Source organism: Kitasatospora sp. NPDC034035, assembly GCF_055575755.1.
In genome coordinates this window covers 53,231-66,308 of record NZ_JBVISA010000014.1, presented here as the reverse complement: position 1 = coordinate 66,308, position 13,078 = coordinate 53,231, and the positions used below count along the sequence as shown (strand labels likewise).

Annotated in this window: 13 protein-coding genes; 6 read left to right on the top strand and 7 right to left on the bottom strand. The window is 73.0% G+C overall.

Annotated features, from left to right (window positions below):
- Positions 1-76 precede the first annotated feature (76 nt).
- From ACZ52J_RS21000 to ACZ52J_RS20990, 3 genes are all read left to right on the top strand, one after another.
- Positions 77-1,006, top strand: coding sequence for a hypothetical protein (locus ACZ52J_RS21000; protein ID WP_360490188.1), 930 nt, complete (start codon positions 77-79; stop codon positions 1,004-1,006).
- Between the two features lie 98 nt (positions 1,007-1,104).
- A complete protein-coding gene (locus tag ACZ52J_RS20995) occupies positions 1,105-1,629 on the top strand; it encodes a hypothetical protein (protein ID WP_465620693.1) in 525 nt (174 codons plus the stop codon).
- 101 nt (positions 1,630-1,730) lie between these two features.
- Positions 1,731-2,531 carry an aminoacyl-tRNA hydrolase gene (locus ACZ52J_RS20990; RefSeq protein ID WP_465620691.1) on the top strand — a complete coding sequence of 267 codons (801 nt, stop codon included), beginning with the start codon at positions 1,731-1,733 and terminating at the stop codon, positions 2,529-2,531.
- A gap of 33 nt (positions 2,532-2,564) precedes the next feature.
- On the opposite strand, the gene ACZ52J_RS20985 is transcribed toward ACZ52J_RS20990, so the two are convergent.
- Complete coding sequence (locus tag ACZ52J_RS20985) at positions 2,565-3,683, bottom strand: fatty acid desaturase family protein (RefSeq protein ID WP_465620689.1); 1,119 nt, start codon at positions 3,681-3,683, stop codon at positions 2,565-2,567.
- 7 nt (positions 3,684-3,690) lie between these two features.
- A complete protein-coding gene (locus tag ACZ52J_RS20980; protein WP_465620687.1) occupies positions 3,691-4,746 on the bottom strand; it encodes a ferredoxin reductase in 1,056 nt (351 codons plus the stop codon).
- A gap of 87 nt (positions 4,747-4,833) precedes the next feature.
- On the opposite strand from ACZ52J_RS20980, the gene ACZ52J_RS20975 reads away from it, so the two are divergent.
- Entirely contained in the window at positions 4,834-5,973 is a 1,140-nt protein-coding gene (locus ACZ52J_RS20975) for a helix-turn-helix domain-containing protein (protein WP_360490177.1), read from the top strand.
- A gap of 198 nt (positions 5,974-6,171) precedes the next feature.
- Here the strand turns inward: ACZ52J_RS20975 and ACZ52J_RS20970 are convergent, their stop codons facing one another.
- The 3 genes from ACZ52J_RS20970 to ACZ52J_RS20960 are packed head-to-tail and all read right to left on the bottom strand — an operon-like array spanning position 6,172 to position 8,611.
- Positions 6,172-6,921: a hypothetical protein gene (locus ACZ52J_RS20970; RefSeq protein WP_465620685.1), complete on the bottom strand. Its 750-nt coding sequence runs from the start codon at positions 6,919-6,921 to the stop codon at positions 6,172-6,174.
- Positions 6,922-6,950: 29 nt separating this feature from the next.
- Entirely contained in the window at positions 6,951-7,697 is a 747-nt protein-coding gene (locus ACZ52J_RS20965; RefSeq protein WP_465620684.1) for a hypothetical protein, read from the bottom strand.
- Positions 7,694-8,611 carry an ABC transporter ATP-binding protein gene (locus ACZ52J_RS20960; protein ID WP_465620682.1) on the bottom strand — a complete coding sequence of 306 codons (918 nt, stop codon included), beginning with the start codon at positions 8,609-8,611 and terminating at the stop codon, positions 7,694-7,696. Before ACZ52J_RS20960 ends, ACZ52J_RS20965 begins: the two co-directional genes overlap by 4 nt.
- Before the next feature lie 222 nt (positions 8,612-8,833).
- Between ACZ52J_RS20960 and ACZ52J_RS20955 the strand changes: the two genes are divergently transcribed.
- Positions 8,834-10,105: a sensor histidine kinase gene (locus ACZ52J_RS20955; RefSeq protein ID WP_465620680.1), complete on the top strand. Its 1,272-nt coding sequence runs from the start codon at positions 8,834-8,836 to the stop codon at positions 10,103-10,105.
- Positions 10,106-10,211: 106 nt separating this feature from the next.
- Positions 10,212-10,871, top strand: coding sequence for a response regulator transcription factor (locus ACZ52J_RS20950; protein ID WP_465620678.1), 660 nt, complete (start codon positions 10,212-10,214; stop codon positions 10,869-10,871).
- 98 nt (positions 10,872-10,969) lie between these two features.
- On the opposite strand, the gene ACZ52J_RS20945 is transcribed toward ACZ52J_RS20950, so the two are convergent.
- Both ACZ52J_RS20945 and ACZ52J_RS20940 read right to left on the bottom strand, forming a co-directional pair.
- Positions 10,970-12,064 (bottom strand): ABC transporter ATP-binding protein, encoded by a 1,095-nt coding sequence (locus tag ACZ52J_RS20945; protein WP_465620676.1) that lies wholly within the window; start codon positions 12,062-12,064, stop codon positions 10,970-10,972.
- 109 nt (positions 12,065-12,173) lie between these two features.
- Positions 12,174-12,980 (bottom strand): ABC transporter permease, encoded by an 807-nt coding sequence (locus ACZ52J_RS20940; RefSeq protein WP_465620890.1) that lies wholly within the window; start codon positions 12,978-12,980, stop codon positions 12,174-12,176.
- Between the last annotated feature and the right edge of the window lie 98 nt (positions 12,981-13,078).

Sequence of the window (13,078 nt, the reverse complement as noted above, 5' to 3'; positions counted from 1 at the left end):
GGGCGGTGGCCGAGAAGGCTGCCGGAAGCTGGGCCGGACCGGTGATCGGGCGGCCGAAAAGCCGTACCGTAGCCCCATGGGCGAGCGAAGCGATCATCCACAGGGGCCGGGCGCGGCGGAGGACTCCGGTGCGCAGGAGATCGAGGCGACGGTGGTGCTGGGCCTGCGGATCACCGACTGGCCGGCCCTGCGCGCGGCCGCGATCAGGGTCGTCGAGGAGCTGGACTTCGGGGGCATCGACCCGGCCGGCCAGCGCCGTGAACTGCTGCGCGAGGTCGCCGAGGACGCCAACGCGGCGCTCGGCGCGCTGCTGCACCCGGACCGGTTGGTGGCCGCCATCCCCGGGGTCGAGGCGATCGGCGGCACGCTGGAGATCAGCGTGACCGAGGACTTCACGCCGGACTTCGCCGAACTCTTCCCGCTGGAGAGCGACGACGAGGACGGCGGCGCGGGCGCGGACTGGACGCTCACCCCGCGCACCGCCTGCCTGCTCCACGCCCAGCTGCTCGGCCTGGCCGACGCCGCCTACGACGACCTCGACGAGCACGGGGACGAGGCGGTCGCCGACGGCGAGGACATCGACTGGACGGTCTTCGCCCGCCTGCCCCAGCGCACCTGGCGGATGCACGTGGCCTGGCGCCGGGCGATCGCCCGGGCCTTCGACGACTTGGCCGACGACCTCGCGCTCGGCGAATGGCCGCTGCCGCGCTGCCTGGCGGAGGAGATCGGGCTGCGGATGGCGCTGGTGGACGCCCGGGCACTGCTCGGTGCGCAGCCCGAGTCGGTGGCCGACATGATGGGCGACCTCCCGGCCGATCTCTACGACTACGACTGGGACGGCTGCAACGACGAGCTGTTCGGCGTCTACGGGCCCGACGACGGTGACCCCGAGCTCGGTGCGGAACAGCGGACGGAGGCGCTGCTGGCGGCCACGCACCCGGAGGGCTGGTTCCTGATGTACGAGGACGCGGAGGAGCGAGACCCGCAGCGCGGCTACCGGCGCTGACCGGAGCGGATGGGACGGCCGGGACTGGGCGCCGGACGGCCGGGGCGGGTCTGTGATCGGGTGGGGCGGGTCGCCGGCCGGGCGGCTAGGCTGCGGGCATGTCCGATGTGCCTGATATGCGTGAGGTGTCCTCGACTGGTTCCGGCCGGGCCGGCGAACCCCTGGCCGGTGGCGACGATCGGGCACTGGACCGGATCGCGCTCGGGCTGGACGGCGTACGGGCGGCCCAGCGCGGGCAGACGGCCGAGGCGCGGGCCGGCTTCGAGGCGCTCTGGGAGGAGCTCGGGGACCAGGACGTCTTCCACCGCTGCGTGCTGGCGCACTATCTGGCCGATCTTCAGGACGACCCGCAGGCCGAGCTGGAATGGGACCGGCGGGCGCTGGCCGCCGCCGACTCGCTGACCGCCGAGCGCGCCCGGACCTACGAACCGGCCCTCCAGGTACGCGCCTTCTACCCCTCGCTGCACCTCAACCTGGCCTCCGACCACCTCAAGCTCGGCGAGCCAGACCTCGCGCGCGAACAGTTGGATCAGGCCGTGCGCAGCCTGGACGCGCTGCCCGAGGACGCCTACAGCGCGGGCATCCGGGCGGCCGTGGACGAGCTGCGGCAGCGGCTGCGCTGAACGGGGGCTGAACCGGGGCCGAAAGCGGGCCGAAAGGGGGCCGAAAGCGGGCCGGACGGGGTGGGCCGAGCCGGGCCGGGTGGGGCTGGCATGCTGGACGGGTGACTTCTCCGTTCGATGCCCCGGCTTCCGTTCCCCCGGTTTCCTCGCCTGCCTCACCTGCCTCGCCTTCCGCAACTGACGCGGGCTCCGGCGAATCCCCGGCCCCCGAGGGTCGTGACGCGCGGCCGCAGTACGTGCTGCCGCTGCTCGTCCGACTGGAGCGGGCCACCCCGCCGGGGCGGACGGACGCGCTGGAGACCTCGGCCCGGGCGGTGCTCACCCTGCTGGCCGACCCGCGGGTGACCGAGGCGGACGGCGAGTGGGCCGAGCGGGTCGCGGCCTGGGAGGACGCCCGGATCCGCAAGGTGGTCCGGCGGGCCCGTGGCGGGGAGTGGCGCCGGGCCGGGGAGCTGCCGGGCATCACGGTGCGGGGGCGGGAGGCGGAGGTGCGGGTGTTCCCGCCGATCCCGCTGGACGGCTGGCCGAAGGAACTCGCCAAGTTGCAGGTCTCCGGGACGGACCTGGAGGAGACCGCCGAGGTCGGCGCGCCCGAGCCGGGGCTGCCGGTGCTGTGGCTCAACCCGGAGCTGGAGATGAGCGCGGGCAAGACCATGGCCCAGACCGGACACGCCGCCCAGCTCGCGTGGTGGGAGCTGGACGAGACGCAGCGCAAGGAGTGGGCGGAGTCCGGCTTCGCGCTGGCGGTGCGGACGGCCGAGCCCGAGGCGTGGGAGGAACTCCTCCGCAGCGGGCTGCCGGTGGTCCGGGACGCGGGCTTCACCGAGATCGCCCCCGGGCCGACTGTTGCAGTCGAAGGAGGCGAGCGCTACTGCCCCACCCCGCGCCTTCGGCGTTCGTGAACGCGTCGTCACCCGGAGAACCGGTACCGGGGATCAGGCCGCGACGAGTTCCTGCTCCCGGTCCGGCGTCGTGACCTTGGGCTTCTTGTTCGGCAGCGAGAGCCGGAAGACCTTGCGCCACGCGGAGAACACCTGCTTCGGCAACGGTCCGGTGACGTACTCCAGCTCGTACTTCTCGAACAGCGCGCGCACCTTCACCGCGACCTCGGCGTACCGGTTGCTCGGCAGGTCCGGGAACAGGTGGTGCTCGATCTGGTGCGACAGGTTGCCGGTCATGAAGTGCATGGCCCTGCTGCCGCTGATGTTCGCCGAGCCCATCATCTGGCGCAGGTACCACTGGCCGCGCGTCTCGCCCTTGATCGACCGGCGCTCGAAGACCTGGACACCCTCGGGGAAGTGCCCGCACATGATCACCGAGTGGGTCCAGATGTTGCGGACCAGGTTCGCGGTGAACGTGGCGGCCAGCGTGGTGAGGAACGACGGGCCCGACAGCAGCGGGTGGATCACGTAGTCCTTGAGCACCTGCTTGCGGATCTTGCGGCCCACGGCCTTGGCCCGCGCGCGGAACTCCGGGTTCCTGCGGCGGCGCTTGTGCAGGTTCTTGCCGAGCTCCAGGTCGTACGCCGCGATGCCGTACTCGAAGAAGCAGGCGTTGACGAGGTTCCACAGCGGCTGGCCGAGGTGGAACGGGTGCCACTTCTGGTCCTCGTCGACGCGCATGATGCCGTAGCCGAGGTCGTTGTCCTTGCCGATCACGTTGGTGTACGTGTGGTGCAGCTCGTTGTGCGAGTGCTTCCACTGCTCGGACGGCGAGACGTGATCCCACTCCCAGGTGGTGGAGTGGATCTTCGGGTCCCGCATCCAGTCCCACTGGCCGTGCAGGATGTTGTGGCCGATCTCCATGTTGTCCATGATCTTCGCCACGGACAGACCGGCGGTGCCGAGCAGCCACGCGGGCGGGAAGATCGAGAACAGCAGCACGCCCCTGCTGGCCAGCTCGAGCTTGCGCTGCGCCGAGATGACCTTGCGGATGTAGGCGGCGTCCTTCTCGCCGCGATCGGCGATCACCTCGTCGCGGATCGCGTCCAGCTCGCGGCCGAGCTCCTCGATCTGCTCCGCGGTCAGGTGGGCGGTGGGGTCGATGGCGGTCAAGGTGCCTCTACCGTTCGATGTCGCAGGGGCCCGCCGCGGCGGACACGCAGGTCTGGATGAGGACGCCCGGTTCGGCCTCGGTGATCTCGCCGGTGCGCAGGTCGCGGACGGCGCCCGCCTTGAGCGGCGTGACGCAGCCGAAGCAGATGCCCATACGGCACCCGGAGGGCATCAGCACGCCGGCTTCCTCGCCGACGTCCAGCAACGGCGTGGCGCCGTCCGCGTCGACGGTCTTGCCGGTGGCGCTGAACGTGACCTCGCCGCCGTCGCCGGTGACGACGATGCGGGGGCGGAACCGTTCGGTGCGCAGACGCTCTCGGACGCCGTGCTCGGTCCAGTGCTCCTCTGCGGCGTCGAGCAGGCCCGCGGGCCCGCAGGCCCAGGTCTCGCGCTCGGCCCAGTCGGGCACGAGTTCGCCGAGACGGGCGATGTCGAGCCTGCCGCCTTGGTTGGTGTGCACCTCGGTGAGGCGCAGCTTCTTGTCCGCGACCAGGCTGTGCAGTTCGCCGCGGAAGATCATGTCTTGCGGCTGCGGCGCGCAGTGGACCATGACGACGTCGTCCAACTCGATGTCGCGCAGCATGCCCATCACGGGCGTGATGCCGCTGCCGGCCGTCAGGTAGAGCACCTTGGCGGGCGTGGCCTGCGGCAGCACGAAGTCACCGGTCGGCTGGTCGAGCTGGATCAGCGTGCCCGGTGTCGCCCTGCGGACCAGGTGGTTGCTGACCTTGCCGTCCGGGATCGCCTTCACGGTGATCGTGATGCGGCCGTCCTGGCGGTTTGTCGGCGAGGTGATGGAGTAGGCACGCCACAGGCGCCTCCCGTCGACGTCGACCCCGATCCGCACGTACTGACCGGCCGTGTGGCCGCGCCAGCCCCGTCCCGGCCTGATCACGATGGTCGCGGCGTCACCCGTCTCGGGGTGCACGGCCTCGATGCGCCCACGCAGGTCCGCGCCCGCACGCAGCGGGCTGACCAGGTCGAGGTAGTCCGACGGCAGCAGCGGCGTCGTGACCATCTCCAGCAGTTTCCACGCCCTGCTGCGGAGGGCTGCACTCGTCATGACTCCAGCTTGCTGCGCCTCAGGGCGTAAAGTCCTGACCATAGGACGTAAATCTGGTCGGCTGAATTGTTCGCAGGGAACAAAAACGTGAGCCATGCAATCCTGAGGGCCAGCGAGCTGGTCCTGGATGAGACGACGGTCACCGCGCTTCGGGCTGTGCTGACGGCCACCGCCGACGAGGTCGTCGAGGCGATCATTGACGAGGTCCCTCCCTATGCCAACGCCCTTTCGGGCCGCATGGGCGGCACCATCCGCCGAGCCGTCCGCACCGCCCTGGGGCACTACCTGGACCTCGCGAGCGGGAACGCCACGGGTGGCGACGCCGGTGACGCAGCCTACGAGCTGGGCCGCGGCGAGGTGCGCGACGGCCGTTCGATGGACGCCCTGCTCAGTGCCTACCGCGTCGGCGCCCGCGTGGCCTGGCGATGCCTGGCAGCGGGTGCCGTACCCGCGGGTCTGCCCGCCGCCGAGGTCGCCAAGTTCGCCGAGCTGACCTTCGCCTACATCGACGAGCTCTCCGCCGCGAGCGCCGCGGGCCATGCCGACGAACTGGCCGCCCGGGGCAGGGCCCACGAGCGCCACCTGGAACACCTGGCCCGCGACCTCCTCGCCGGCGCGAGCCCGGACGTGTTGCTGGCCTCTGCTCAACGGGCCGGGTGGCAGCCCCCGGTTTCGCTGACCGCCGTCCTGCTGCCCGCCGCCCAGGCCCGGCCCGCCTACCGCGCGCTCGACCCGAGCACTCTCGTCCTCGACGATCTGCCGGACGCCACCGGTGTGCTGCTCGTCCCCGATGCCGACCGATCACACCTCTTGCGGCAGCTGACCGACCGCACCGCCGTGGTCGGTCCGGCACGGCCATGGACTCGTGCGTCCGCCTCGTACGCACGAGCCGCACGCGCGCGCTCCCTCTCCTCTGATATTCGCGACACCGAGGACCACCTTCCCGAGCTGGTGCTGAGCGCCGACGTGGACGCGTTCGCAGACCTGCGTGCCCGAGCCCTCGCACCGTTGCGGACCTTGCCTGCCGCGACCGCACGGCGGCTGGAGGAGACCTTGCGGGCGTGGCTGCTGCACCAGGGCAGGCGGGACGAGGTGGCGGCGGCGTTGTTCGTCCATCCCCAGACAGTCCGGTACCGGATGTCGCAGCTGCGGGAGCTGTTTCCGGATCTCGCATCGCCGCACCGGGTCCTTGAACTGACCCTGGCGGTGGGTCTTCGGGTCAGTTAGGCCCTTGATCTCTTGTGCGACCAGCAAGGACCCCCGTACAGGGAGATCGCCCCGGGCGGCTGCACGGTGATCGCGGCACCCGGCGCTGTGGCGGCTGGCGGATGGCAGCGAACAGCGAACAGCGAACAGCGAACAGCAGACAGATGACAGATTTCGAAATCTGAAAGCTGAACCCTGTCATCTGTTCGCTGTCTGCCGTTACCCGCCCGACGCCTCGTACCGGCGCATCGCCCGCAGGCCGCCGAGGACCGCCAGCGCCGTCCAGAGCGCCATGATCAGCAACCCGGTCCAGTGCCCGTAGTGGACGCCCGGCTCCGGCTGGGTGCGCATCGCGTACAGGCCGGCCCGGTCGGGCAGGAACTGGCCGACCTCGCGGACGCCGGGGATGGCGGCCAGCCATGTGGTGCCGAGGAAGACCATCGGGGTGAGCAGGCCGAGTGCGGCGCTGAAGTTGCCCAGCATGGTGGTCAGTCCGAGGCAGATCAACACCATCATCGGGTGGTACAGGACACCGGCGAGGAAGCTTCGGGTCAGGCCCGGGGTGGAGAAGTCCAGGCCGGCGGTGGCGTCGACGGCCAGGAACGATCCCGCCGTGGAGACCAACCCGAGCAGCAGGCCCAGCCCGGCGCCGAGCGCGAGCTTGGCGCCGTAGAGCCGACCGCGTCGCGGGACGGCGGTGAGCGAGCTGCCGATCATGCGGGTGTTGAACTCCGGCCCGATCAGCAGGATTCCGAAGCAGGCCACGGCGACGTGGCCGAACAGCAGCCCGTAGAAGATCCCGCCGGCCGGGTCCGCTCCGGGGGTGTGGTCCTTCGCCCCGTAGGCGGCGTTGACCGCCGCCGTGATGCCGACGGTCAGCGCCAGTGCGACCAGCGGGGCCGCCCACTGCGAGGGCAGGGTGGTGAACTTGATCCGTTCGGCGCGCAGGGCGCCGGAAAGCGTGCTCACGGTCTCTCCCATCTCCCGTTCATCCGGGGTTACTTGGTGGGGCTACGGCGCATCGCCCGCAGGCCGCCGTACGCCGCCAGCGCCGTCCAGAGCGCCATGATCAGCAGTCCGGTCCAGTGGCCGTACCCGACCTGCGGGTCGTCGACGTACCGCAGCGCGTACTGGCCGGCCCGGTCGGGCAGGAACCGGACCACCCGGCGGATCCCGGGCACGCCGCTGAGCAGCGGCGAGAGCAGGAAGACGGTCGGGACCAGCAGCCCCATGGCGGCGGTGAGGTTGCCGAGCGCGGTGGTCACTCCGAGGCAGAACACCACCAGTAGCGCCTGGTAGAGCACACCGGCGACGGCGCTGCGGACGAGGGGCGGGCCGTCCCAGGCGCCGGGGACGGTGGCCGCGTACCCGGCGAACGCGCCCGCCGTCCCGACGGCGCCGACGACCAGGCCGACCAGCCCGCCCAGCGCCAGCTTGGCGCCGTACAGTCGGCCGCGTCGGGGCACGGCGGTGAGCGAAACGTCGATCATCCGGGTGTTGAACTCCTGGCCGATCAGCAGGATGCCGAAGCAAGCCAGCGCCGCCTGACCGAAGTTGAGCCCGTAGAAGACGCCGATGCTCGGGTCGTCGGTGATGTTGCGGTCCCTGCCGCCGAGGGCCGCGCCGACGGCCGTGGTGGCCCCGGCGGTGAGCAGGAGGGCGAGCAGCGGGGTGACCCAGAGCGAGCGGAGGGTGGAGAGCTTGACCCGTTCGGCGCGGAAGGCGCCGAAGGCGGCCGACCTCATACGGCGGCCTCCGCCCGGTACTCGACGCTGTCCGCGGTCATCCGCATGAACGCCTCCTCCAGTGAGTCCTGTTGGACGGCGATCTCGTACAGCACCACGCCGTTGGCCGCGGCGAGCGCGGCGATCCGCTCGGGCTCGGCGCCGCTCACCTCCCAGGCGCCGCCGTCGACTTCGGTGGCGTCGAGGTCATGGCCGGTGCCGCCGAGCAGGGCGGCCAGCTTGGTCGGGTCGACGGCCCGCACCCGGATCCGGGTGCGTCCGTGGCGGTCGATGAAGTCGGAGGTCGCGGCGTCGGCGAGCAGCCGGCCGCGGCCGATCACCACCAAGTGGTCGGCGGTGAGGGCCATTTCGGTCATCAGGTGGGAGGAGACCAGTACCGCCCGGCCCTCGGCGGCCAGGTCGCGCAGCAGGGTGCGGATCCAGCGGATGCCTTCGGGGTCGAGGCCGTTGACCGGCTCGTCCAGCATCAGGACCGGCGGGTCGCCGAGCAGTGCGGCGGCCACGCCGAGGCGCTGGCGCATGCCGAGCGAGAAGCTCCGGATCCGGCGCCCGGCCGCGTCCGCCAGGCCGACCTGGGCGAGCACCTCGCCGACCCGGCGCTCCGGCAGCCCGTTGCTCGCGGCGAGCCAGCGCAGGTGGCCCCGGGCGGTCCGCCCGCCGTGCAGGGCCTGGGCGTCCAGCAGCGCGCCCACCCGGCGCAGCGGGTCGGCGAGTTCGGTGTACGGGCGGCCGTCGATCAGGGCGCGGCCGGCGGTGGGGCGGTCGAGGCCGAGGACCAGGCGCATGGTGGTGCTCTTGCCGGCGCCGTTCGGGCCGAGGAAGCCGGTCACCACGCCGGGTCGGACCTCGAAGGTCAGCTCGTCGACGACGCGTCGGCCGTCGTACTCCTTGGTCAGGCCCTGGATCTCGATCACGGTCGCCTTCCCCTCCTCGGGCTGCGGTCTGCGCCGGTCGTGTCCGGCGGTGGTGTCCGTCGGCGGTCCCCGGCGGTGGTGTCCGGCGGTGGTTCCATTCGACCGGAGGGGGCGGGTGCGGCGGATCCCGCCGGGGCGGGGATCCGCCTCCCTCCTCGGAGGGAGATCGCGGGCGACCGGTGCGGGAGCCCGGCGGCATGGTTGACCTGGCAGGATGGCCGGATGCCCAAGATCGCAGCGCTCAAGGCCCGCGCGCCCGGGAACGGTGTATCCACGACGGCCGTACCCAGGTTTCTCGCACCGCTGCTGGCCGGCGCCACGTACGCGCGGCTGGTGCACCTGCTGGTCGGGTGGATCTTCGCGGGCGTCGTCCTGATGATCTATCCGGGGACGTACCACAAGGGCCTCGGCGAGATCCTGATGGCGAGTGTCACGTCGGACACCGTGCTGCTGGTGGTGGTCGCCCTCGTGCCGGCGGCGCGGCGCGCCGAGGGGGTGCAGGCCCGGCTGCTGCTGGTGCCCGACCGCGAGGAGGACATCGCCATCGACCCCTCCCGCAGCTGGGCCGACCGGCGGCGGACGGCCGGCTGGCTGGTCGGGCGGGTCGCGCTCGGTTCGGTGGTCGGGTTCGCGATGGCCCTCGGCCTGGCCGCGGCCTACGGTCGGCTGACCGGCCCGGACGCGCTCCGGTACCTCCCGCTCCTCCCGCTGCTGGTGCTCGGCTTCGGCTGGTTCCTGGTGTACGCGGGCCGACTCCAACTCGCCCTGGCGGTAAGACTGCTGGGCCCGTCCCCGGCGGAGCGGCTGGCGGAGGCGGAGCTGCGGGCCGAACGACTGCTGGAGCGCAACCGGTTGGCGCGCGAACTGCACGATTCGATCGGCCACGCACTGACGGTGACGGTCCTTCAGGCCGGCGCGGCGCGCGAGGTCAGGGACCCGGCCTTCGTCGCCAGGGCGCTCGAAGTCATCGAGGAGACCGGGCGCCAGGCCATGGAGGACCTCGAACGCACCCTCGTCCTGCTGCGCGAAACCCCGGCCGGGGCGAACGGCGTGGCCACCGAACAGCCCGGCATCGACCAGCTGCCCGCACTCTTCGACACCGCCCGCGCGGCCGGCAGCCCGGTCGAGGCGCGGATCGACGTGCCGGTGGGCGCGCTGCCCGGGGTGCTCTCCCGCGAGTCGTACCGGATCGTCCAGGAAGGGGTCACCAATGCGCTCAAGTACGCGCCCGGCGAACCGGTCGACGTCCGGATCGCCGTACGGGCCGGGCAGTTGGAGCTGCGCTGCGCCAGCCGGCTGCCCGGCGGCGGGGCGAGGCCCTCGGTGGGCGGGGTGCGGACGGCGGCAGGCGGGGCGCGCAAGGGCGGCAAGGGCCTGCGCGGCATCCGCGAGCGCGCCACGCTGCTCGGCGGGGAGTCGACGGCTGGGGCGGCGGAGGACGGGAGCGGGGAGTGGGTGCTGACCGTCCGGCTGCCCCTACGCTTGGGCTCGTGACGAACGATCTTGTGGCGGACAGCCCGAGCGGGGGTGCGCGGGGATGGCCGGAGATGTGCGCGGGATGACCGGGGGTGCGCGGGGGATGGCCGGGGGCGCTACGGGGATGACGGACATCCTGCTCGCCGACGACGAGGAGCTGGTCCGGGCCGGCATGCGGGCCGTCCTGGAGGCGCAGGGCGACCTGCGGGTCGTCGGCGAGGCGGCCGACGGCGCGGAGGCGGTCGCCCTGGCGCGTGAACTGCGCCCGCACGTCGTGCTGATGGACGTCCGGATGCCCGTGATGGACGGACTGGCGGCCACCCGTGAGCTGCTGCGCCCCGTCGCCCCGGGGGAGCGGCCGCCGCGGATTCTGGTCGTGACCACCTTCGAGAACGACGACTACGTCTACCAGGCGCTGCGTGCGGGCGCCGACGGCTTCCTGCTCAAGCGCTCCCGCGCGGCCGAGATCGCCCACGCGGTACGGCTGGCGGCGGCGGGTGAGTCGCTGCTGTTCCCGGCCGCGATCCGCCGCCTGGCCGCCGGGCACGGCAACCCGACCGCCCGCGCCGCCATGGAGCGGGCGGCGTTGACCGAGCGGGAGGCGGAGGTGCTGCGGCTGGTCGCCCGGGGCCTCAGCAACGGGGAGATCGCCGAGCAGCTGTTCCTCGGTGTGCAGACGGTGAAGACGCACGTCAGCAGCGTGCTGGCGAAGCTGGGTGCGCGCGACCGCACCCAGGCGGTGATCGCCGCGTACGAGTCGGGGTTCGTCGAGCCGTCGGAGTAGTCCCCGTAGCCCCCCGTAGCACCCGTAGCCCCCATGGTCTTCGGGCCCCGTGGCCTCCGTGGCCTCCGTGGGCCCGGCAGGGGGCGGCGGGTGGCGGCTCAGGCCGGGTAGGCGTGGGTCTGGGTGGCCTTGACCGAGGCCCAGACCGTGACCCCCAGCGCCAGTTCCAGCTCCGCGACGGCGGCCGGGGTGAGGTCGGCGGCCATCGGCAGGTCGCCGGCCAGGTCCGCGCGGACCCGGTCGCCGTGCAGGTCCAGGCCGGTGACCTCGACCTGCCACAGGTTGCGCGCGCTGGACCGCGGCCGCTCCCGGTAGAGGGTCACCGCGGACGGCGGGAAGGCGACGAACGCCGGGCCGTCCAGTTCCTCGGCGGTGGCCAGGACGGTGCCGTCCGGGAGCGTGACATGCGTCCCCTCGGCCCGGCCCTGGTACAGGTTCAGCCCGACCAGGCGGGCGATGTAGTCGGTGCGCGGCCGCCGGGCCACCTCGGCCGGGCTGCCGGACTGCACCTCGTGCCCGTGCTCGATCACCACCAGCCGGTCGGCCAGCACCATCGCGTCCAGCGGGTCGTGTGTCACCAGCACCGCCACCGCGTCGAACTCGGCCAGGTGGCGCCGCAGTTGGGACCGTACGTCGAGGCGGGTGCGGGCGTCCAGGGCGGCCAGCGGCTCGTCCAGCAGGAGCAGTCGGGGGCGGACGGCGAGCGCCCGGGCCAGCGCCACCCGCTGCGCCTGACCGCCGGAGAGCCGGCCGGGGCGGACCGAGGCGTGGTCGGCCAGGCCCATCCGCTCCAGCCAGGCGGCGGCCTCGGCCCGGGCCGCGCGCTTGGGGCGGCCCTGGCAGCGCGGGCCGAACGCGATGTTGTCGAGCGCGCTGAGATGCGGGAAGAGCAGGTAGTCCTGGAACACCACGCCGACCGGCCGCTCCTCGGCGGGGGTGTGCACGCGCCCGGCCGGGTCCTCCAGGGTGTCGCCGTCCAGGCGCAGGTGGCCACCGGAGAGCGGGAGCAGGCCGGCGAGGGCGCGCAGCGCGGTGGACTTGCCGGCACCGTTCGGGCCGAGCAGCGCGATCACCTCGCCGGGGGCGGCGGTGAGGGCGAGGTCGAGGGTGAACGCGGCGCGGTCGACCCGTAGCCGGGCGTCGAGGGCGGCGCTCGGGAGGCGTTCGGTGTGCGCGGGGTTCGAGGTGCTCATCGGGTCGGCGTCCAGGCGTTTCGGGCGTCTCGGGTGTCTCGGGTGTCTCGGGTCGGTGTCCGGGCGTTCACGGGGGCGTCCGAGGAGGCGCGGGCGGGGGCGGGCGGTGTCACGGGGTCGACAGCCAGCGGTCGCGCAGGCCGACCAGGACGGCGACGGAGACCACGAGCAGTACCAGCGACAACGCGATCGCGGCCTGCGGGTCGGACTCCATGGCCAGGTAGACGGCCAGCGGCATGGTCTGGGTGCGTCCCGGGAAGTTGCCCGCGAAGGTGATCGTCGCGCCGAACTCGCCGAGCGCCCGGGCCCAGGCCAGCACGGCCCCGGCGGCGATCCCCGGTGCGATCATCGGCAGGGTGACCCGCCGGAACGCGGTCAGCCGGGAGGCGCCCAGGGTCGCGGCGGCCTCCTCGTAACGGGGGTCGGCGGCCCGCAGCGCGCCCTCGACGCTGATCACCAGGAACGGCATCGCCACGAACGCCTCGGCGATCACGACCCCGGTGGTGGTGAACGGCAGCGTGACGCCGAAGGCTGAGTCCAGCCAGGAGCCGACGATGCCGCGCCGCCCGAGCACCAGCAGCAGCGCCACACCGCCGACCACCGGAGGCAGTACCAGCGGCAGGGTGACCAGCGCCCGGATCACCCGTCGGCCCGGCAGCTCGGTGCGGGCGAGCAGCCAGGCCAGCGGGACCCCGAGGACCAGCGACACGGCGGTCGCCGCCGTCGCGCTGATCAGCGACAGGCGCAGCGCGTCCCAGACGGCGGGGCTGGTGAGCTGCTCGGACAGGGCGCTCCACGGCGCCCGGACCAGGAGGCCGACCAGCGGGAGGATCAGGAACGCCAGCCCGAGCAGCGCCGGGAGCAGCAGGGTGACCGGGACGCGGTGCGTGCGCGACCGGCGCCGGCGGCGCGGCAGGACCTGCGCGGGTCCTGCCGCGTCGCCGGCGGTCCGGTCCCGGCGGTCCTGGGGGCCGCGGCTCGCGCGCTGCTTCCCGGGGCCGGTGGTGCGGTCGC

What these genes read in the sequence shown, in the direction of transcription:
- ACZ52J_RS21000 (WP_360490188.1), top strand. Translation starts at nt 77, where the DNA reads ATGGGCGAGCGAAGCGATCATCCACAGGGGCCGGGCGCGGCGGAGGAC.
- ACZ52J_RS20995 (WP_465620693.1), top strand. Translation starts at nt 1,105, where the DNA reads ATGTCCGATGTGCCTGATATGCGTGAGGTGTCCTCGACTGGTTCCGGC.
- ACZ52J_RS20980 (WP_465620687.1), bottom strand. Translation starts at nt 4,746, where the DNA reads ATGACGAGTGCAGCCCTCCGCAGCAGGGCGTGGAAACTGCTGGAGATG.
- ACZ52J_RS20965 (WP_465620684.1), bottom strand. Translation starts at nt 7,697, where the DNA reads ATGAGGTCGGCCGCCTTCGGCGCCTTCCGCGCCGAACGGGTCAAGCTC.
- ACZ52J_RS20955 (WP_465620680.1), top strand. Translation starts at nt 8,834, where the DNA reads ATGCCCAAGATCGCAGCGCTCAAGGCCCGCGCGCCCGGGAACGGTGTA.
- ACZ52J_RS20950 (WP_465620678.1), top strand. Translation starts at nt 10,212, where the DNA reads ATGACGGACATCCTGCTCGCCGACGACGAGGAGCTGGTCCGGGCCGGC.
- ACZ52J_RS20945 (WP_465620676.1), bottom strand. Translation starts at nt 12,064, where the DNA reads ATGAGCACCTCGAACCCCGCGCACACCGAACGCCTCCCGAGCGCCGCC.